At 59.4% G+C, this 18,213-nt stretch carries 19 protein-coding genes; 11 read left to right on the top strand and 8 right to left on the bottom strand.

What is annotated here, in order from left to right:
* Genes QZ869_RS14060 through deoA form a run of 3 tightly spaced genes read left to right on the top strand, consistent with a single transcriptional unit; the run spans position 1 to position 2,894 of the window.
* Complete coding sequence (locus tag QZ869_RS14060) at positions 1-801, top strand: purine-nucleoside phosphorylase (protein ID WP_296105539.1); 801 nt, start codon at positions 1-3, stop codon at positions 799-801.
* A gap of 2 nt (positions 802-803) precedes the next feature.
* Positions 804-1,577, top strand: coding sequence for a deoxyribose-phosphate aldolase (gene deoC / locus QZ869_RS14055; protein WP_296105536.1), 774 nt, complete (start codon positions 804-806; stop codon positions 1,575-1,577).
* A gap of 6 nt (positions 1,578-1,583) precedes the next feature.
* Entirely contained in the window at positions 1,584-2,894 is a 1,311-nt protein-coding gene (deoA, locus tag QZ869_RS14050; protein WP_296105535.1) for a thymidine phosphorylase, read from the top strand.
* A gap of 131 nt (positions 2,895-3,025) precedes the next feature.
* On the opposite strand, the gene cysK is transcribed toward deoA, so the two are convergent.
* The 3 genes from cysK to dut form a co-directional block, all read right to left on the bottom strand.
* The gene (gene cysK, locus QZ869_RS14045) at positions 3,026-3,994 is read right to left on the bottom strand and encodes a cysteine synthase A (RefSeq protein WP_296041012.1); all 969 of its coding nucleotides are present in this window, start codon (positions 3,992-3,994) and stop codon (positions 3,026-3,028) included.
* A 143-nt stretch (positions 3,995-4,137) separates the two neighbouring features.
* On the bottom strand, positions 4,138-4,755 hold the full coding sequence (locus QZ869_RS14040; RefSeq protein ID WP_296015845.1) for a LysE family translocator: 618 nt from the start codon (positions 4,753-4,755) through the stop codon (positions 4,138-4,140).
* Positions 4,756-4,820: 65 nt separating this feature from the next.
* Positions 4,821-5,291, bottom strand: a complete 471-nt coding sequence (dut, locus tag QZ869_RS14035; RefSeq protein ID WP_296105533.1) for a dUTP diphosphatase — start codon at positions 5,289-5,291, stop codon at positions 4,821-4,823.
* A gap of 90 nt (positions 5,292-5,381) precedes the next feature.
* Between dut and QZ869_RS14030 the strand changes: the two genes are divergently transcribed.
* From QZ869_RS14030 to QZ869_RS14020, 3 genes are read left to right on the top strand one after another with little or no spacing between them, the layout of a single operon-like run.
* On the top strand, positions 5,382-6,965 hold the full coding sequence (locus QZ869_RS14030; protein WP_296015841.1) for a peptide chain release factor 3: 1,584 nt from the start codon (positions 5,382-5,384) through the stop codon (positions 6,963-6,965).
* Between the two features lie 59 nt (positions 6,966-7,024).
* On the top strand, positions 7,025-8,230 hold the full coding sequence (gene coaBC, locus QZ869_RS14025) for a bifunctional phosphopantothenoylcysteine decarboxylase/phosphopantothenate--cysteine ligase CoaBC (RefSeq protein ID WP_296105531.1): 1,206 nt from the start codon (positions 7,025-7,027) through the stop codon (positions 8,228-8,230).
* Entirely contained in the window at positions 8,227-8,589 is a 363-nt protein-coding gene (locus tag QZ869_RS14020) for an MmcQ/YjbR family DNA-binding protein (protein ID WP_296101599.1), read from the top strand. The genes coaBC and QZ869_RS14020 overlap by 4 nt, the downstream gene beginning before the upstream one ends.
* A gap of 91 nt (positions 8,590-8,680) precedes the next feature.
* On the opposite strand, the gene QZ869_RS14015 is transcribed toward QZ869_RS14020, so the two are convergent.
* Positions 8,681-9,082, bottom strand: a complete 402-nt coding sequence (locus QZ869_RS14015) for a nuclear transport factor 2 family protein (protein WP_296105530.1) — start codon at positions 9,080-9,082, stop codon at positions 8,681-8,683.
* Positions 9,083-9,159: 77 nt separating this feature from the next.
* Between QZ869_RS14015 and QZ869_RS14010 the strand changes: the two genes are divergently transcribed.
* The 3 genes from QZ869_RS14010 (at position 9,160) to lepA (ending at position 12,523) form a co-directional block, all read left to right on the top strand.
* Positions 9,160-9,756 (top strand): GNAT family N-acetyltransferase, encoded by a 597-nt coding sequence (locus tag QZ869_RS14010; protein ID WP_296105729.1) that lies wholly within the window; start codon positions 9,160-9,162, stop codon positions 9,754-9,756.
* On the top strand, positions 9,753-10,622 hold the full coding sequence (locus QZ869_RS14005; protein WP_296105529.1) for a carbon-nitrogen hydrolase family protein: 870 nt from the start codon (positions 9,753-9,755) through the stop codon (positions 10,620-10,622). The genes QZ869_RS14010 and QZ869_RS14005 overlap by 4 nt, the downstream gene beginning before the upstream one ends.
* 62 nt (positions 10,623-10,684) lie before the next feature.
* Positions 10,685-12,523: a translation elongation factor 4 gene (gene lepA, locus QZ869_RS14000; RefSeq protein WP_296041180.1), complete on the top strand. Its 1,839-nt coding sequence runs from the start codon at positions 10,685-10,687 to the stop codon at positions 12,521-12,523.
* A 65-nt stretch (positions 12,524-12,588) separates the two neighbouring features.
* Here lepA and QZ869_RS13995 read toward each other — a convergent pair whose 3' ends face one another.
* Entirely contained in the window at positions 12,589-13,479 is an 891-nt protein-coding gene (locus QZ869_RS13995) for an NAD(P)/FAD-dependent oxidoreductase (protein WP_296105528.1), read from the bottom strand.
* A 131-nt stretch (positions 13,480-13,610) separates the two neighbouring features.
* Between QZ869_RS13995 and QZ869_RS13990 the strand changes: the two genes are divergently transcribed.
* Positions 13,611-14,069: an Rrf2 family transcriptional regulator gene (locus QZ869_RS13990; protein WP_296105525.1), complete on the top strand. Its 459-nt coding sequence runs from the start codon at positions 13,611-13,613 to the stop codon at positions 14,067-14,069.
* A gap of 58 nt (positions 14,070-14,127) precedes the next feature.
* Here QZ869_RS13990 and QZ869_RS13985 read toward each other — a convergent pair whose 3' ends face one another.
* Complete coding sequence (locus QZ869_RS13985) at positions 14,128-14,457, bottom strand: hypothetical protein (RefSeq protein WP_296077976.1); 330 nt, start codon at positions 14,455-14,457, stop codon at positions 14,128-14,130.
* A gap of 77 nt (positions 14,458-14,534) precedes the next feature.
* Positions 14,535-15,947 carry a PLP-dependent aminotransferase family protein gene (locus QZ869_RS13980; RefSeq protein WP_296105523.1) on the bottom strand — a complete coding sequence of 471 codons (1,413 nt, stop codon included), beginning with the start codon at positions 15,945-15,947 and terminating at the stop codon, positions 14,535-14,537.
* Positions 15,948-16,050: 103 nt separating this feature from the next.
* Between QZ869_RS13980 and QZ869_RS13975 the strand changes: the two genes are divergently transcribed.
* Positions 16,051-16,914, top strand: a complete 864-nt coding sequence (locus QZ869_RS13975) for a DMT family transporter (protein WP_296105522.1) — start codon at positions 16,051-16,053, stop codon at positions 16,912-16,914.
* Positions 16,915-16,917: 3 nt separating this feature from the next.
* On the opposite strand, the gene QZ869_RS13970 is transcribed toward QZ869_RS13975, so the two are convergent.
* On the bottom strand, positions 16,918-18,021 hold the full coding sequence (locus QZ869_RS13970; RefSeq protein WP_296105520.1) for a GH25 family lysozyme: 1,104 nt from the start codon (positions 18,019-18,021) through the stop codon (positions 16,918-16,920).
* Positions 18,022-18,213: the final 192 nt, after the last annotated feature.

The following is an 18,213-nucleotide window of genomic DNA, read 5'->3' as shown; positions in this document are numbered from 1 at the left end:
ATGGATCACGCGATCATCGACGTTCTGGTCGAACGGCTGAATGGCCTTGTACCACGCACCGCCATCGTGCTCGGTTCCGGCCTTGGTGCGCTGGTGGACGAAGTGACCGACCCGATCCGCATTCCCTATGGGGATATTCCAGGCTTTCCGGAAAGTGCTGTCTCCGGCCATGCAGGTGAGTTGGTCGCGGGTTATCTTGGTGGCCAGCCGGTCATCATGCTGTCAGGACGCGTTCATTATTATGAAAAGGGCGATGCATCCGCCATGCGTCCGGCGATCGAGGCGCTGGCCGGTATCGGTGTCCAATCCCTGATTCTCACCAACTCGGCGGGCTCGGTTCGCCAGGATATGCCGCCCGGTTCTGTGATGCAGATTACCGATCACATCAACTATTCGGGCATGAACCCGCTGATCGGCGAGGAGAGCGACAAGCGCTTCGTCGGCATGACCAGCGCTTACGATGCGGATTTGACGCTTGCCATGCGCAATGCGGCGATCCGTGCGACCGTCCCGCTGTTTTCCGGCGTCTATATGTGGTTTTCCGGCCCAAGCTTCGAAACGCCCGCCGAAATTCGCATGGCGCGCACGCTTGGTGCCGATGCTGTGGGCATGTCCACCGTACCGGAAGTGATCCTTGCGCGCTTTTTCGGGATGCGCGTTGCCGCTGCTTCCGTTATTACCAATTACGGTGCCGGCATGACCGGCGCCGAACTGAGCCATGACGAGACCAAGGATATGGCTCCGACCGGCGGCAAACGTCTTGCCGCTGTTTTAACGGAAATGATTTCGGGAGGAAACTGAGCATGGAACTTCAGCGCCCGCGCGAAGCAGCCAGCCTCGCTTTGTCCTTGCTGGACCTGACCAATCTGAAAGACGATTGCACGCCGGAGCAGATTGCAAGCCTCTGCCAGAGAGCCCATACGCAGTTTGGCAACACGGCGGCCATCTGCATCTGGCCGCGCTTCGTCGCCCAGGCGCGTGCGGCCTTCGGCAACAATCATTCGATCCGCATCGCGACCGTCGTGAATTTTCCTTCCGGCGATCTTGATGTCGCCACCGTCGTCGCGGAAACCGAGCGCGCCATCGCCGACGGTGCAGATGAAATCGATCTGGTCATTCCCTATCGCAAGTTCATCGCAGGCGATGAAGCCGCGGTTGCGGAGATGGTGGCGGCAGTTCGCCAAGCTTGCCCCGAGCCGATCCTGCTGAAAGTCATCCTTGAAACCGGCGAGTTGAAGGACAAGACCCTCATCCGTCGCGGCAGCGAGATTGCCATCGCCGAAGGCGCTGATTTCATCAAGACTTCCACCGGTAAGGTGGCCGTCAACGCCACGCTTGAGGCGGCAGACATCATGCTGCAGGTCATCCGCGACAGCAGGAAGAAGGTTGGCTTCAAGCCTGCCGGTGGCATCGGCACCGTTGCCGATGCGACGCTTTATCTGCGTCTGGCAGAAACCATCATGCAGCCCAACTGGGCGATGCCCTCCACCTTCCGCTTCGGGGCCTCCAGCCTGCTGGATGATGTTTTGAATGTGCTAGCGGGTGGAGAGCCAGCGAAAGCTGCAACCGGATATTGACGCCTCATGATCCCGCAAGAGATCATCCGCCGCAAGCGTGATGGCGAGACGCTGGCCGCTACCGAGATCAAAGATTTTATCGCGGCACTGTCCGATGGGTCTATTTCGGAGGGACAGGCAGCAGCCTTTGCCATGGCGGTGTTCTTTCGCGGCATGACGCGCGAGGAGACGGTTGCGCTGACACTTGCGATGCGCGACAGCGGCGATGTGCTGTCCTGGGCCGACATCGGCAAACCGATCTCGGACAAGCATTCGACCGGCGGTGTCGGCGACAATGTCTCGCTGATGCTCGCACCGATCGTTGCGGCCTGTGGGCTGGCGGTCCCGATGATATCCGGTCGTGGTCTTGGCCATACCGGCGGGACATTGGACAAGCTTGAAGCCATCCCCGGCTATGATGTGATGCCAAACGAGGCGCTGTTCCGCCGAACTGTCAAGGATGTGGGCTGCGCCATCATCGGCCAGACGGGCGACCTCGCGCCTGCAGACAAGCGGCTTTATGCCATCCGCGACGTGACGGCGACGGTGGATTCCATACCGCTGATCACCGCCTCGATCCTCTCCAAGAAACTCGCCGCCGGGCTTGAAACGCTGGTGCTCGACGTCAAATTCGGCAGCGGCGCTTTCATGCTAAGCGCCGAAGAGGCTGAACTACTCGCCTCCGCCCTGGTTCAGGTGGCGAATGGCGCAGGTGTCAAAACCTGCGCGCTGATCACCGACATGAATGAGCCTCTGGCGGACGCCGCCGGCAACACGCTTGAAATCATCCACTGTCTCGATTTCCTGAATGGCAGGAAAACCGGCACGCGCATTGAAACACTGATTCTCGCTTTTGCCGCGGAAATGCTGGTTCAGGGTGGCGTGGCGGCGACGCTCGCAGGGGCCGAAACAATGGCGCGTGATGCGCTCTCTTCAGGTCGCGCACTTGAACGCTTCGGGCAAATGGTGTCGGCGCTCGGCGGTCCGGTAGATTTTGTGGAGCGTCCTGAGCAGTATCTGACAACAGCCCCGCATGTCGTCCCAGTGCCCGCGCCCAAAAGCGGCTGGCTCTCAACCTGTCAGGCGCGCGATCTAGGCATGGCGGTTGTCGAACTCGGCGGCGGTCGTCGTCATCCAAGCGACAAGATCGATCATCGCGTTGGCCTGTCGGCGATTTTGCCCTTGGGAACGAAGGTGGAAGCGGGCCAGCCGATTGCCCTTGTGCATGCGGCGAGCCGCGAAGACGCCGCGCGCATTGTGGCGTCGGTGCAGCAAGCCTACACGATCTCAGAGGTGCCCGGCACATCTGCAGCCGTGATCGCCAAGCGTGTCGAGTGAGGCTGCGCGGCATCTACCGCCGCGCGCTCGCTACTGTGATTAGAGCATTTCCAGCAAAAGTTTGATCGGTTCTGCGTACCGAAACGAAGAGTTAGAGTAGTGTAGGTGAATCCGTGTTCAGCGGAACTGCTCTAAAGGCCAAGTCCTTCGAACAGTGCCGTGGAAAGATAGCGTTCGGCAAAGGACGGGATGATCACCACGATTGTCTTGCCAGCATTTTCTTCACGCGCACCGATCTTGATGGCGGCGGCAAGCGCTCCACCGGATGAAATGCCCACCGGTACACCTTCCAGCCGCGCAGCAAGACGGGCTGTTTCAAAGGCATCGTCATTGCTGACGGTGACGATCTCGTCATAAACCTTGGTATCGAGAATGGCGGGAGCAAAACCTGCCCCGATACCCTGAATCTTGTGTGGGCCGGGCGTGCCACCAGACAGCACGGGGCTGTCCGTCGGTTCGACAGCCACGACCTTGAGGTCTGGCTTGCGGCCCTTCAGCACCTGGCCGACGCCTGTGATGGTGCCGCCGGTACCGATGCCCGCGACGAAGATATCGACGCTGCCGTTGGTATCGTTCCAGATTTCCTCTGCCGTCGTCTTGCGGTGAATTTCTGGGTTGGCCGGGTTTTCAAACTGCTGCGGAATGATGGCATCGGGCAGCGTTTCGGCCAGTTCGTGCGCCTTGGCAATCGCGCCCTTCATGCCCTTTGGACCTTCGGTCAGAACCAGTTCGGCACCCAGCAATGCGAGCATCTTGCGGCGCTCCACCGACATCGTTTCCGGCATGGTAAGAATGAGCTTGTAGCCCTTGGCGGCGGCGGCGAAGGCAAGCGCAATGCCGGTATTGCCAGACGTCGGCTCGACCAGCGTCGTCTTGCCGGGTGTGATCTTGCCCTGCGCTTCAAGCGATTCGATCATGGCAACACCGATGCGATCCTTGACGGACGCGATGGGGTTGAAGAATTCAAGCTTTGCCAGAATCGTCGCGTGCACGCCCTTTTCGCGCGCCAGCTTGTCCAGACGCACCAGCGGCGTGTCACCGATGGTTTCGGTGATCGAGGAATAGATCCGTCCACGTCCGGGCTTTTTCACTTCCGACATGCCTGCTCTCCTGCCTTATATCCTCATGCAATTGCGCGCAGGATAGGGCGATCCTGGCGAGGAAGCCAGAGAACAAACGTGCTTATAGGGTGAGATGCTTGGGATAGATCACCAATCTCAGCGCCGTGCGTGGAAGACTGTTCTCAACTGGTGCGGGTCGCAATCATTGCTGCCGTGCCTGCCAGAATGCCCGCCGCAGTGCGGTTGAGGATCGTCAAGGCGCTCGGACGCTTCAGCAGTGCCCGCGCTTTGGAGGCCAGCAGAATATAGGGCAGCAGCACCGCCATCAGCACGACGAAGGTAACGCCAATCAGTATCGCGTATTCGGATACGCCGATCAGACGGATATCGATAAGTGTCGGCACCAGCGCCACGTAGAAGAGCATGGTCTTGGGGTTTCCGAGTGTGATGAACAGGCCGGAGAGAAACGACATTCCGATACTGGTGCTCTTTTTCGCCTGCAAATCCTGCGGCAGAAGGCCAGCGGTCCAAAGCTTCCAGGCGATGTACAACAGATAGGCGGCACCGGCGAATTTCAGCAGCATGAAGGCTTCCTGAAAAGTCTGCGCCACGAAGGCGAGACCCAGCACGACTGCGGTGAGGTAGACCATATCGCCGAGCACGAGACCAAGCCCCATGAAAAACGTCTCGCGAAAGCCTGAGCCAAGAGCACGGGCCACGATCGCCGTCATGCCCGGACCTGGAATGGCGGCGGCAATAAAAAGGGCCATCGCGTAGGCAAGGATTGTCGTGATCGTCATGGAGATGTCCCTTCCCGTCAGTCTCTGAGACATACTCCAGAACGCGTCGGCTCACAACGTCGTGGTCAGACGCCGGTAGAGCCGAAGCCGCCCGCCCCACGCTCGGTTTCACTGAATTCACTGACCTCCGTCACCGTCACCTGCGTGACCGGTGCGATGACCATCTGGGCGATGCGCATGCCGCGCTCGATGACGAAATCCGCTTGCCCGAGATTGGCGAGAATGACCTTAACCTCGCCGCGATAATCGCTATCCACCGTGCCAGGGGAGTTGAGGCAGGTGATGCCATTCTTGATCGCCAAGCCGGAGCGCGGGCGGATCTGCGCCTCATAGCCAAAAGGTACTTCGAAGATAAAGCCGGTCGGCACCAGCGCCCGTTCGCCGGGACGCAGCGTCATCGGCTCGCCTTGCGCAACGGCGGCGCGAAGGTCCATGCCTGCGGCACCTGCCGTCTCATAGGAAGGGAGCTCTATGCCGCCACCATGGGGAAGGCGAATGAGTTTCAGGCCGGGAGACTGGGCGTTTTGCGTGTTCATGCGGCATTAGTTTGCCCTCCATGGGTCAAGGTCAATTGCAAAAGCGGGCTCGAAACGCTAGATAGCCCGCAATTCCACAGGATTTGTTAGATGGCCGAAACACTTGCCGAGGCGGTCTCCCGCCGCCGCACCTTTGCTATTATCGCGCACCCGGATGCGGGTAAGACGACGCTGACCGAAAAGCTCTTGCTGTTCGGCGGTGCGATCCAGCTTGCCGGTGAAGTGAAGGCCAAGAAGGATCGCATCCAGACCCGTTCGGACTGGATGAAGATCGAGCGAGAGCGCGGCATCTCGGTCGTGACCTCGGTCATGACCTTCGAATATAACGACCGCGTCTTCAATATTCTCGACACGCCAGGCCACGAAGACTTCGCCGACGACACCTATCGCACGCTGACAGCCGTCGATGCTGCCATCATGGTGATCGACGCCGCCAAGGGTATCGAGCCGCGGACCCTGAAGCTCTTCGAAGTTTGCCGCATGCGCGACATTCCGATCATCACCTTCATCAACAAGATGGACCGCGAAAGCCGCGACGCTTTCGAAATCCTCGATGAGGTGGAAGAGAAGCTGGCGCTCGATACCGCGCCGATCACTTGGCCTGTCGGACGCTCCAAGACCTTTTGCGGCGCCTACAATCTTGCCGAGAACACCTTCCGCGGCAACGATACACAGGTCGACGGCCTGCCCGTCAACGGCCCGCAGGCCGTAGCTGATCGCCTGCCGGAGAACGAGCGTGACGCCTTTATCGAGGAAACGGAACTGGCCATGGAGGCCTGCCGTCCCTTCGACCGTCAGGCGTTTCTCGAAGGCCATATGACGCCGGTTTTCTTCGGCTCGGCGCTTCGCAATTTCGGTGTGCGCGATCTGATCAACGCGCTTGGCGATTTCGCCCCGCCGCCACGTGACCAGGTGGCCGATACCCGCCTCGTCCATGCCGCTGAAGAAAAGATGACAGCCTTCGTCTTCAAGATCCAGGCCAATATGGACCCGAACCACCGCGACCGCATCGCCTTTGCCCGCATCTGCTCCGGCAAGCTGGAGCGCGGCATGAAGGCGCGCCTTGCCCGCACCGGCAAGCAGATGGGCCTCACCGCGCCGCAATTCTTCTTCGCCTCGCAACGCCAGTTGGCGGACACGGCCTATGCCGGTGATGTGGTCGGCATTCCCAACCACGGCACGCTGCGCATCGGCGATACGCTGACTGAAGGCGAAAATTTGGTCTTCCAGGGCGTGCCGAACTTCTCGCCGGAAATTCTGCGCCGTGTCCGGCTTGAGGATGCGATGAAGGCGAAGAAGCTGAAGGAGGCGCTGCAGCAGATGGCCGAAGAAGGCGTCGTGCAGCTGTTTTCGCCCGAAGACGGTTCGCCAGCCATCGTCGGCGTCGTCGGTGCGCTGCAGCTCGATGTGTTGAAGGAACGGCTGATGGGCGAATATGGCCTGCCGGTGTCCTTCGAGATGTCGCGCTTCTCCGTCTGCCGCTGGATTTCGTCCGATCAGCCCGCCGAGTTCGAGAAGTTCTTGAACGTCAAACGCGGCGATATCGCCCGCGACCTCGACGGCGATCCGGTGTTTCTGGCGCAGGATGCCTTTTCGCTGCGCTATGAGGCCGAGCGTTTCCCGGCGATCAAGATGGTCGCCATCAAGGAATATCACGTCGCCAAGGCGGCGTGATTGCACTTTGCCTACTGACCGCTTAGTTTCCCGATTAAACGGGAAACTGGTCTTTGCGCATGGCTCTGTCGAACAAGCATATTCTGCTCATCATCTCCGGCGGCATTGCCGCCTATAAGAGCCTCGATCTGATCCGCCGCCTGAAAGAGCGCGGCGCGACGGTGACGCCGGTGATGACCAGGGGCGCGCAGGAATTCGTCACGCCGCTTGCCGTCGGGGCGCTGTCCGCCACGCATGTGTTTACCGAACTTTTTTCCCGCCAGGATGAGCAGGATGTCGGCCATATCAGGCTGGCGCGCGGCTGCGACCTCGTTGTGGTGGCACCCGCGACTGCCGATCTTCTGGCGAAGATGGCAAACGGGCTGGCGGACGATCTGGCGTCCACCGTTTTGCTGGCGACCGATCGTCCCGTGCTAGTGGCGCCTGCAATGAACCCGAAAATGTGGGAGGCCAACGCCACCAAGCGGAACATCGCAACGCTGAAAGGCGATGGCATCAGCTTTATCGGCCCGATGGCGGGCGAAATGGCGGAAAAGGGTGAAGCCGGTGTGGGACGCATGGCCGAGCCATTGCAGATCGCGGAGGCCGTCGAGCAGATGCTGGACGACGCACCAAAGCCGCTCAGGGGCAAAACGGCCATCGTCACCTCCGGTCCGACGCACGAGCCAATCGATCCCGTACGATATATCGCCAACCGTTCATCCGGCCAGCAGGGCCACGCCATTGCCTCCGCTCTTGCCAAGCTTGGCGCGGAGGTGACGCTCGTCTCCGGTCCGGTGACTATCCCCGATCCGGCGGGTGTGAACACCATCCATGTGGAACGCGCCGTAGAAATGCGCGACGCCGTGCTTGGCAAGCTGCCCTCTGATATCGCCGTCTTCGTCGCCGCGGTTGCGGATTGGCGGGTGGCGAGTTCTTCGGACCAGAAGATCAAGAAACAGCCGGGTGACGCGCCGCCTGCGCTGCAACTGACCGAAAACCCGGACATTCTCAAAACCGTCGGCCATCACGAAAAGCGGCCCAAGCTGGTGATCGGCTTTGCGGCGGAAACGCAGAATGTCGAGGAGAATGGTCGCGCCAAGCTTCAGCGCAAGGGTGCCGACATGATCGTTGCCAATGATGTCTCGCCTGAAACCGGCATCATGGGCGGAGGCCGCAATCAGGTGAAGATCATCTCCGACAGCGGCGTCGATGCCTGGCCCGATCTCTCAAAGGCGGAGGTTGCCGAAAGGCTGGCGACGCTGATCGCGGAACGGCTACAATGAGCCTCTTCGAGCGAAAGACGTTCGATGCAATGCTTGGCGCCTGGCCGGGCGTGAACTTTGTCGATCAATGGGATTCGCATGTTGCCAAGGTCGGCGACAAGGTGTTTGCGGTTCTTGGCGAGCGGGATGACTGGCGGCTTGTCGTCAAATGCTCGGAAGAAAGTTTCGAAATCCTCACATCGCTGGAAGGCATTGCCCAGGCACCCTATTTCGCCAAACGCAAATGGGTGTCGATCAGCGATCATTCTCCGCTGGAAGGCGAAGAGCTGGAGCACTACGTCCGCCGCTCCTACGAACTCGTGGCGGCGGGGCTAACGAAGAAGCTGCGGGCGGAACTCGGTATCGTTCTGGAGACGTGAGGGCAAAGGACGCGCGCGACCACGCCCCTTCTCAGACGTTATCCTCGCCCTATAGGCGAGGATCCACGGCAACAACTGAGGCTCTCAGCTCTTACGCGCCAACTTGCGCGATCCAGTCATTAAGATTGTAGTAATTGGTCACCCGCGCGACCTTGCCATCCTTCAACTCGAAGAAGGCACCGGCTGGCAGGACATAGGTCTGGCCATTGGCTTGCGGCAAGCCTTCATCGGTCTTGAGATACTCGCCGTTGACGATGAACTCCGCGGAAGCGCGCTTGCCGTCTTCGCTCGCCATGATCACCATGTCGGTGAGGTTTTCCTTATAGCAGCGGTTCATGTGCTGCATGAATTTGGCGAAGATGTCCTTTCCGACCTGCCGCTCGCCCTGATTGATGTCATGCACCACATCGTCGGTCAGAAGCGCCAGAAAGGCATCCATATCCTGACGGTTGAAGGCATCGTAATAGGCGCGTATGGTTTCGAGTGCGGACATGATCCAATCTCCGTGTTCAAGGCTTGCACAGCTTTTCCCTGACGGTATAACCAAGGAAAATCCATGTGAACATGCCCATGACCGTCGAAATCCGTTCCCTTTCCGGCATTGATGCTGCACCGTTCTTCGACGATCTGTCGCGGCTGCGTATCACCGTCTTTCGCGCCTTTCCGTACCTCTATGACGGATCGTTCGATTATGAGCACACCTATCTCTCGACCTATGCGAAAGCCGAGGGTGCCGTATTCGTGCTCGCGATCGATGGCGACAAAATCGTGGGCATGTCGACGGGCATGCCGATGATGGCGGAAACGGATGAGGTGAAGATGCCCTTCATCAATGCCGGGTACGAGCTCGAGCAAATCTTCTATTTCGGCGAGAGCGTGCTTTTGCCTGAATACCGCGGCCATGGCCTGGGTGTGCGCTTCTTCGAGGAACGGGAAGCGCATGCGAAGCGCCTTGGCGGTTTCGACTGGTGCACCTTCTGCGCCGTCGAGCGTCCGTCCGATCATCCCCGCCGTCCCGCCGACTACGTGCCGCTGAACGACTTTTGGGCAAAGCGTGGCTACACACACCACCCGGAGCTTCGCACCAGTTTCACATGGCAGGATCTGGATGAAGATGAGCAGAGCGCAAAGCCTCTATCCTTCTGGACGAAGAGGATCGCTGAATGACCCGGCTTGCCGCCTGCCAGTACGCCATGGAGCTGATCGAAACCTGGGAGGACTATGCCCGGCATCTAAGCTCCATCGTTGCGGAGGCCAAGCAAAAGGGCGCGGAACTCCTTCTGCTGCCGGAATATTCCGCCATGGTGCTGACCGGGCAATTGGCCCCGGATATCCGCTCCGATCTGCACGGCTCGATCGAGGCGATGCAAAGCCTGATCCCGTCCTGGGTGGAACTCTGCGACGAGCTGGCGCGGCAGCATCAGATTCTTTTTCAGCCGGGCAGCGCGCCGGTGAAGGATGCTGATGGCAAGTTCCGCAACCGCGCCTGGCTTTTCGGTCCTGACGGACTGATCGGTTATCAGGACAAGCAGATCATGACGCGTTTCGAGCGCGAGCAATGGTTCATCGATCCAGGCGTGGAAGGTCTCAAAGCCTTTGAGACGAGCATTGGCAAGCTCGGCATCCTGATCTGCTACGATAATGAGTTCCCAATGCTGGGCCGCAGGCTTGCCGAAATGGGTGTGGAACTGGTGCTGGCGCCAAGCTGCACGGACACGCTGGCAGGCTCCTATCGTGTAAGGATCGGCGCGCAGGCGCGAGCGCTGGAAAACCAGTTTGCGGTCTTATCCTCCCCCACCGCCGGGGAAGCGCCGTGGTCGCCAGCGGTCGATGAAAATCGCGGGCGCGCGGCGCTTTACGTGCCTTCCGATTATGGCATGCCAGCCAATGGCATCGTGGCGGAAAGCGACAGCGACGCGGTGAGCGAGAGCACGCTTCTCATCGTCGATATCGACCTTGCCGATGTGGCGCGTCTGCGCACCGAGGGACAGGTTGCGACGCGGCGTGACTGGAGCGAGCAGTTCCCCGGCTGAAAAGCCGTTTTCGCCGCCTCTTGCCACCATAGAACAGCTTCCATTTGGGAGCGAAACCCTCTATAGCGCGGGGCATGAGCACCAATTCGACCCGTACGCCCCTCGACCATATCCGCAACTTCTCCATCGTCGCCCATATCGACCATGGCAAATCCACCCTTGCCGACCGGTTGATCCAGTCGACGGGCGGCCTTGCCGAGCGCGATATGTCCGAGCAGGTGCTGGACAATATGGATATCGAGCGCGAGCGCGGCATTACCATCAAGGCACAGACCGTGCGCCTGCATTACAAGGCGAATAACGGCGAAACTTATGTGCTGAACCTCATCGACACGCCCGGCCACGTTGACTTCGCCTATGAAGTGTCGCGCTCGCTGTCTGCCTGTGAGGGCTCGCTTCTGGTGGTGGATGCCTCTCAGGGCGTGGAAGCCCAGACGCTTGCCAATGTCTATCAGGCAATCGACAACAACCACGAGCTGGTGACGGTTCTCAACAAGATCGACCTGCCAGCGGCCGAGCCTGACCGCATCAAGGAACAGATCGAAGAGGTCATCGGCATCGATGCTTCCGAAGCCGTGTTGATTTCGGCAAAGACCGGCCTCGGCATTCCCGACGTATTGGAAGCCATTGTTCATAAGCTCCCACCTCCGAAGAGCGAAGCCGGTGAGAAGGGTGCGCTGAAAGCGCTGCTCGTCGACAGCTGGTACGACACCTATCTCGGCGTCATGGTTCTGGTGCGAATCATTGATGGCGTGCTGACCAAGGGCCAGCAGATCCGGATGATGGGCTCCGGCGCCAAGTACACCATCGAGCGTGTCGGCGTTCTGACCCCGAAGATGGTCACGGTCGACAGTCTCGGCCCAGGTGAAATCGGCTTCATTACCGCCTCGATCAAGGAAGTGGCCGACACGCGCGTGGGCGACACGATCACCGACGACAAGCGCCCGACGGAAAAGGCGCTGCCCGGCTTCAAGCCGGCGCAGCCTGTGGTTTTCTGCGGTCTCTTCCCGGTCGATGCGGCGGATTTCGAAGACCTGCGCGCAGCCGTCGGCAAGCTTCGCCTGAACGACGCTTCCTTCTCCTTCGAAATGGAAAGCTCGGCAGCGCTCGGCTTCGGCTTCCGTTGCGGCTTCCTTGGCCTGTTGCATCTGGAAATCATCCAGGAGCGTCTGGAGCGCGAGTTCAATCTCGATCTCGTCGCCACCGCACCCTCGGTCGTCTACGAAATGACGCTGACGGACGGCACCGAGAAAGAGCTTCACAACCCGGCGGACATGCCGGATGTGGTGAAGATCGATGAAATCCGCGAGCCGTGGATCAAAGCGACGATTTTGACGCCGGACGAATATCTCGGCGGCATTCTCAAGCTTTGCCAGGACCGTCGCGGTATCCAGACGGAGCTGACCTATGTCGGCAACCGCGCCATGATCACTTATGAGCTGCCGCTCAACGAAGTGGTATTCGATTTCTACGACCGCCTGAAGTCGATCTCCAAGGGCTACGCCTCCTTTGACTACACCATCATGGATTACCGTGAAGGCGATCTGGTCAAGATGTCGATCCTCGTCAATGGCGATCCGGTCGATGCGCTTTCCATGCTGGTTCACCGCTCGGCAGCAGACCGTCGTGGACGCGGCATGTGCGAGAAGCTGAAGGAACTTATTCCGCCGCACATGTTCCAGATCCCGATCCAGGCTGCCATCGGCGGCAAGGTCATTGCCCGCGAAACCGTTCGCGCGCTGCGCAAGGACGTAACCGCCAAGTGCTACGGCGGCGACGCCACACGTAAGCGCAAACTGCTGGACAAGCAGAAGGAAGGGAAGAAGCGCATGCGCCAGTTCGGCAAGGTGGAGATTCCACAGGAAGCCTTCATCGCAGCGCTTAAGATGAACGACGAATAGGCGCTTCATCATCTGTGTTTTGAAAATCCCGGCCATCGGTCGGGATTTTTTGTATTCATCGATAGCTATAGGTCGAGAAACATCAGCGATCTGTGCGCCGCAGTGCCAGCCATAGCGCCGTCGCCCACCGCAAGTGCAACCGACCCGGCAGGGCGAGCGATATCGCCACAGGCAAAGACGCCGCGCTTCGTCGTCTGCTTCATTACATCGGTTGGAATGGTGGCACCCATCGGCGTTTCTTCCAGCGTACAACCCAATTCGGCAATCCACGGCGCCGATATTCTCAGGGTTGGCTGGGTGAAAAGCCCGTCCATGACGAGTGTTCGACCATCCGCAAGGACGACGTCTGCTTTGCCGGTGATCTCGTGGATCGCTACCTCCTCCACTACGGTTCCGCGTGCCTCCAATTGAGCGCGCTCGCCCTGATCGGGAGTGAAGGCACCGTTGGTGAAGAGCGTCGTTGTTCCCCAGTCTGGCAGCATCAATCCATGGTGCATGGCAAGCGCGGATGCCGCGATTACCCCGATCTGCCCCTGGTTCAGTTCATAGCAATGGCAATAGGGGCAATGAAACACGCTTCTGCCCCAGCGCTCGCTCAAGCCAGGTACTGACGGCAGATCATCCGTCACGCCGGCGGCGAGGATGAGCCTTCGACCCTCATTGCGTCCATCCCCTTCAATCTCGACTTCGAATGCGTCAACCGAGCCGCTGACATTCGTTGCGAGGCCATCGATCCAGTCGATCGTATTATATCTCTCGATTTGGCGGCGGGCCTCGGCCACGATCTCGTCTGGCGCTCTGCCATCCTGGCCAAGAAAGCCATGTGAGTGGCTGGCAAAGCGGTTGCGGCGCCTGCCGGCATCGATGACGAGCACTGACCGTCTTGCCCGCCCGAGCTGAAGCGCTGCGGAGAGACCGGCATAGCTTCCTCCGATAATGATGACGTCGTAGGTCATGAGACGATCCTTCCTCCAACTGACAAGTTTTCGTAACTTATATTGTTACGTGAAAGCGCAAATCAAGATCATGTAACTCATATTGTTACATGCGAGGTGTGGTGATAGGAGGAGGAAACCAGAGAGACCAAATGAGACAAGACACCCGCCTGTCGAGAGTGCTGCACGTGCTGATCCACATGGAAAAGCATGAAAAACCAGCGACATCCGATGCCATCGCCGCCATGTTACAGACCAACCCAGTGGTCGTCAGGCGCACCATGGCGGGTCTGCGCGACGCCGGTTATGTCACATCGGAAAAGGGTCACGGTGGTGGCTGGGTGCTGGCGAGACCGCTTTCAGACATCACGCTTCTCGATATCTATAAAGCTCTCGGCACCCCTGAACTGTTTTCGATTGGTCTTTCCGGGGACAATCCGGCCTGCGTCATCGAGCAGTCGGTCAATATGGCTTTGGCGGACGGGATGAAAGAGGCGGAGGCAATTCTGCTCGCACGCTTCGCCAAAATTACGCTTGCCGATCTCGCACAAGAATCCTTCAAGCGCTGGGCTCAATCCGGGCACAAGGCGTCAGCGATGGAGAATTTTTAATACAGAAAAACCGCCTGTCTTCATGACAGGCGGCTCTTTTTGACGACATCATCGCCGATTAAGGCTGGGTCGATGTGCCATTGGTGTTCGGCGAAGCCGGTGCAGCGCCGTTCGCCGGCTCGGTTGCCGGGGCAGTAGGCGTCATCGGTGCCGGGGCTGGCGCTTGATCGCTCACAGCTGGCGGTGTCGTAGACGACGTTGTGGTCGGATCCGTCGTGGACGGGCTGCTCATCTGCATCCAGATGAAACCGCCGACGAGCAGAACGACGATGATGGCTGCCCACGGTGCCCAGCCAGCGGACTTGCGGTGAGTTTCGGGCGTTGTGCGCAGTTCAGGGCGGTCCGGACGAAGGTTCGGGTCGCGGGGCATGTTTGGATCAAAAGTCATGGTGTTTTCTCCTCTTCCAATGGGGAGAAAATGCACATCTGCGTGAATTGTTCCTAAAATGCCAACGAAGGTGGAGTTCAGCGGCTCGCCTCGGTCATCGCGCGTCTTAGAATAGACGCAAATTGCGGCTGATCGCATTGCGATACATTAAAGCGCATGTAAGTCGACGCCGTATCCGATTGAGAGAAAACGTTGCCGGGTGCCAAGACCATATTCTCGGTCAGGGCATGGCGCGCCATGTGCGCGGCATCAACACCCGAAGGGAGGCGGCACCACAGAAAGATACCCGCCTGGGGATCGGTCCAAGGCTCGATTCCGAGCGAGCGCAGTGTCTGGACCACGTCCGCTTTCGCCTTTGCGAGACGCGCCTTCAGGGCTTCCATGTGCCTGCGGTAGCTACCGTCTTTCAGCACCTCAAGCACCACCGCCTCGGAAATTTGGCTTCCGGCAAAATTCGAGGCAATCTTCATATCCACCAGAGGGTCGAGCCATTCCTTGCGCGTGACGATGTAGCCGCATCGGGCCGAGGCGGAGAGAGTCTTGGAGAAGCTTCCGATCTGAATCACACGGTTCAGAGCATCGAAGGCAGCAAGCCGCGGTGCCTTGGTTATCTCGAAATCGGCAAAGATATCGTCTTCGATGATCGTCAGCCCCGAACGTTCCGAAAGCATCAAGAGGCGGTGAGCTTTAACCGGAGAGAGGACGGCGCCTGTCGGATTGTGGATGGCCGAATTGGTGATGTACAGCCTCGGACGATGCTCCTCCAGGGCCTGCTCAAACAGCTCAATGTCAGGCCCATCCGCCGTGTAAGGCACGCCGATAACTTTGACCCGATGGGCGCGCAACAGCGCATGAAAGTTGAAATAGCAGGGGTCGTCTACGAGTACGGTCTGACCGGGTTCCAGCAGGAAACGGCAAATCATGTCGATCGCCTGCGTTCCTGAATCCACCAGCAGGATCTGATCGGCCCCGACCATCAGGCCGGACTCCGCCAAACGTCTCGCCAGCAATTGGCGAAGCGCAGGCAGTCCCAGTGGCATGGCATAGTCCGTCAGCACGTCGGCATTGGCGCGCGCGAGCGCGCGCAGTGCCTTACGCAAGGCGTCCTCCGGCATCCATGATGGCGGCAGCCATCCGCAGCCGGGCATGGCAAGCCCCCGCCCGCCCTCCAATGCCAGGCGCGATACCCAGAAGGGGTCAACTTGCCTGTCGAGCTTTGGGCCAATATCCGCCAGCGAAAGCGGGGCCAGCGCACTGGCAACAAAAAAGCCCGAGCCAGGACGCGACCGTATTGCCCCCTCGGCAACCAGCCTCTCATAGGCTTCGACGACGGTGGAGGTTGAAACAGCCTGCGCCTTTGCCAAGGCTCTGACGGAGGGAAGCTTTGCGCCGGGCGTCAAAACCCGCGCGGCAATGCGGCGTCTTATCTCCATCATCACCGCATCGATGCGTGGGGAGGCGCTCGTCCGTGCGCTATGACCTAGGTCCATCTGTGGTGCTCAATCTACCATAACAGTTTCGCACAACTGTACGTCACCGTTTCTGGCAGAGCCAGGCTTTTCCGGACATAAAAACTGAGAAGGAGCGCCATGCATGAACAAATTATCGAGCGGTTGGTTGAGCGGTTTTATCGGGATCATAATCTTCAGCGGATCTCTGCCGGCCACGCGCCTGGCGGTAACAGGTTTCGATCCACTGTTCCTGACACTTGCCCGCGCCAGTATTGCAGGGATGTTGGGGGCTGCCCTTCTCCTCACCTTTCGGCAGGCGAAACCGGCGCGAGGCGATCTGTCCTCGCTCATCATCGTCTCGCTCGGCGTGGTCGTAGGCTTTCCGCTATTGACTGCGCTGGCCCTGAAGCAGGTCACCTCTGCTCACTCCACAGTGTTCATCGGGCTTTTGCCGCTGTCTACCGCCCTTTTTGCCGTTCTGCGCGGCGGAGAGCGCCCTCGCCTCGCCTTCTGGATATTCTCCTGCCTCGGTAGCCTGCTCGTCGCAGGCTTTGCTCTCAGCCTCAATGGCGAGGGCAATCTTATCGGCGATCTTTTGATGGTGGCAGCGATCCTCGTCTGCGGGCTAGGCTATGCGGAAGGCGCCGCGCTCTCCCGGCGGCTTGGCGGCTGGCAGGTCATTTCCTGGGCGCTTGTTATTTCGCTGCCGATCGTGCTTCCACTCGCGCTCTGCTCCATGCCCTCCACATGGAGCGGCATTGCCGCACCGGCCTGGGGTGGGCTTGCCTACGTGTCGCTGTTCAGCATGCTGATCGGTTTCATTTTCTGGTATCGCGGGCTGGCCTTGGGTGGCATTGCAGCCGTTGGCCAGCTGCAACTGCTGCAACCGTTTTTTGCGCTGCTGCTTGCCGCCACGCTACTGGGCGAGCCCGTCAGCTTCGCCATGCTGGTAGTTACGCTCGGCGTGGTGGCCTGCGTTGCAGGTGCGCGGAGATTTGCAAGATAGGCGTCAGCCGTTCCCGCCGCGGCCGATCCAACGGTGCCAGTCTTCTTCTCTACCGTTAAAGACATTGAGATCGATCTTGCCTTCGACGCCATGGGACAGGCCTGAGCCGGAATACTGCCAGAACAGCCACTTGCGGTCAGGGTAGACCCGCGAGGGATGCTGGGCGACGGCACGCAGCCAGAAGGGATAGTCGCGCAACTCGCCGGACAGGTGATCCTTGTAGAAATCCGGCGCGGTATAGATGATCGGGCGCTTGCCATAATGGCGCTCGAGCCTGTCCATGAAGACCTGCATCTTTTCCAGAACCTGGGCGCGGGACAGACGCATCTTGCAGGAGGACTCGCCGTTATATTCCACGTCGATTACCGGCGGCAGCGCATCTGGATCTCTCGGCACGTTGCGAATGAACCAGTCTGCCTGATGGCTTGCCGGGCGGCACCAGTAGAAGAAGTGGTATGCGCCACGGCGAACGCCTGCGGCCTTGGCCCGCTCCCAGTTGGTGCGGAACATCGGGTCCAGATGATCACCGCCATCGGTCGCCTTGATGAAGGCGAAGTTGGCGCCGCGCGTTCTCAAACGTTCCCAGTCGATATTGGCCTGCCAACGCGAGACATCGACACCGTGAACTTCAAAGTGCTTCGGCTGAACCCTGCCAAAATTGATTGGCTTTGCATCCGAAAAGGCCGGACGAAACACACGTGAGCGCGCCGAAGATCCCGCACTCATGGCAACACTGCCTGCCATGGCAAGCTGGACCGGTCTGTCTTGTGGAAGATTCACACGAGCCTGGGGAATGGCTGGTGGCGCGATGACAGGTGCTGCACGCTGCTGCGTCGACATCTGCTTGTCGACGGCTGCAAAGGCGGGTGAACCACTTGGCATCGGCCCGCCCCAGGCGAGCACCTCTTGATGCGGCTGCCTGTTCAAAGCGACTTTCTGGCTGGCTTCACCAACACTTGCCTGCGGAACCGGTGCGGATGGTGTGACGGAACTCGTTACTTCCTTCGAAGGCAAACCCGCCATGAGGGCATCCGGCCCGGAACTGGAGGTACAGCCCGAGAGAGATAGGCAGGCGAGAACAAAAGCTGGCACTGTCGATCGAAGCATGTGAACCCGTACGCAAAACAAAATCGGGACATGCGCAAAACCGGCCCGTCCCGATAACCAAAAGGTATGACTAACGGGACATTATCAAAAAAGACTGAATCCAATCTTTACGGCGGGAGGAGATGTCTCAGCGGTAAATATCCCGTACCCCGCATTCTGGGCGGACGAGAACCTCCACGAGTGACAGATTGG

Source organism: uncultured Agrobacterium sp., assembly GCF_913777885.1.
Classification (GTDB): domain Bacteria; phylum Pseudomonadota; class Alphaproteobacteria; order Rhizobiales; family Rhizobiaceae; genus Agrobacterium.
Note: the sequence above shows the minus strand (reverse complement) of the source record. Positions and strands in the feature narration are given on the sequence as shown.

What these genes read in the sequence shown, in the direction of transcription:
- QZ869_RS14060 (WP_296105539.1), top strand. Translation starts at nt 1, where the DNA reads ATGGATCACGCGATCATCGACGTTCTGGTCGAACGGCTGAATGGCCTT.
- deoC (WP_296105536.1), top strand. Translation starts at nt 804, where the DNA reads ATGGAACTTCAGCGCCCGCGCGAAGCAGCCAGCCTCGCTTTGTCCTTG.
- deoA (WP_296105535.1), top strand. Translation starts at nt 1,584, where the DNA reads ATGATCCCGCAAGAGATCATCCGCCGCAAGCGTGATGGCGAGACGCTG.
- cysK (WP_296041012.1), bottom strand. Translation starts at nt 3,994, where the DNA reads ATGTCGGAAGTGAAAAAGCCCGGACGTGGACGGATCTATTCCTCGATC.
- QZ869_RS14040 (WP_296015845.1), bottom strand. Translation starts at nt 4,755, where the DNA reads ATGACGATCACGACAATCCTTGCCTACGCGATGGCCCTTTTTATTGCC.
- dut (WP_296105533.1), bottom strand. Translation starts at nt 5,291, where the DNA reads ATGAACACGCAAAACGCCCAGTCTCCCGGCCTGAAACTCATTCGCCTT.
- QZ869_RS14030 (WP_296015841.1), top strand. Translation starts at nt 5,382, where the DNA reads ATGGCCGAAACACTTGCCGAGGCGGTCTCCCGCCGCCGCACCTTTGCT.
- coaBC (WP_296105531.1), top strand. Translation starts at nt 7,025, where the DNA reads ATGGCTCTGTCGAACAAGCATATTCTGCTCATCATCTCCGGCGGCATT.
- QZ869_RS14020 (WP_296101599.1), top strand. Translation starts at nt 8,227, where the DNA reads ATGAGCCTCTTCGAGCGAAAGACGTTCGATGCAATGCTTGGCGCCTGG.
- QZ869_RS14015 (WP_296105530.1), bottom strand. Translation starts at nt 9,082, where the DNA reads ATGTCCGCACTCGAAACCATACGCGCCTATTACGATGCCTTCAACCGT.
- QZ869_RS14010 (WP_296105729.1), top strand. Translation starts at nt 9,160, where the DNA reads ATGACCGTCGAAATCCGTTCCCTTTCCGGCATTGATGCTGCACCGTTC.
- QZ869_RS14005 (WP_296105529.1), top strand. Translation starts at nt 9,753, where the DNA reads ATGACCCGGCTTGCCGCCTGCCAGTACGCCATGGAGCTGATCGAAACC.
- QZ869_RS13995 (WP_296105528.1), bottom strand. Translation starts at nt 13,479, where the DNA reads ATGACCTACGACGTCATCATTATCGGAGGAAGCTATGCCGGTCTCTCC.
- QZ869_RS13990 (WP_296105525.1), top strand. Translation starts at nt 13,611, where the DNA reads ATGAGACAAGACACCCGCCTGTCGAGAGTGCTGCACGTGCTGATCCAC.
- QZ869_RS13985 (WP_296077976.1), bottom strand. Translation starts at nt 14,457, where the DNA reads ATGACTTTTGATCCAAACATGCCCCGCGACCCGAACCTTCGTCCGGAC.
- QZ869_RS13980 (WP_296105523.1), bottom strand. Translation starts at nt 15,947, where the DNA reads ATGGACCTAGGTCATAGCGCACGGACGAGCGCCTCCCCACGCATCGAT.
- QZ869_RS13975 (WP_296105522.1), top strand. Translation starts at nt 16,051, where the DNA reads ATGAACAAATTATCGAGCGGTTGGTTGAGCGGTTTTATCGGGATCATA.
- QZ869_RS13970 (WP_296105520.1), bottom strand. Translation starts at nt 18,021, where the DNA reads ATGCTTCGATCGACAGTGCCAGCTTTTGTTCTCGCCTGCCTATCTCTC.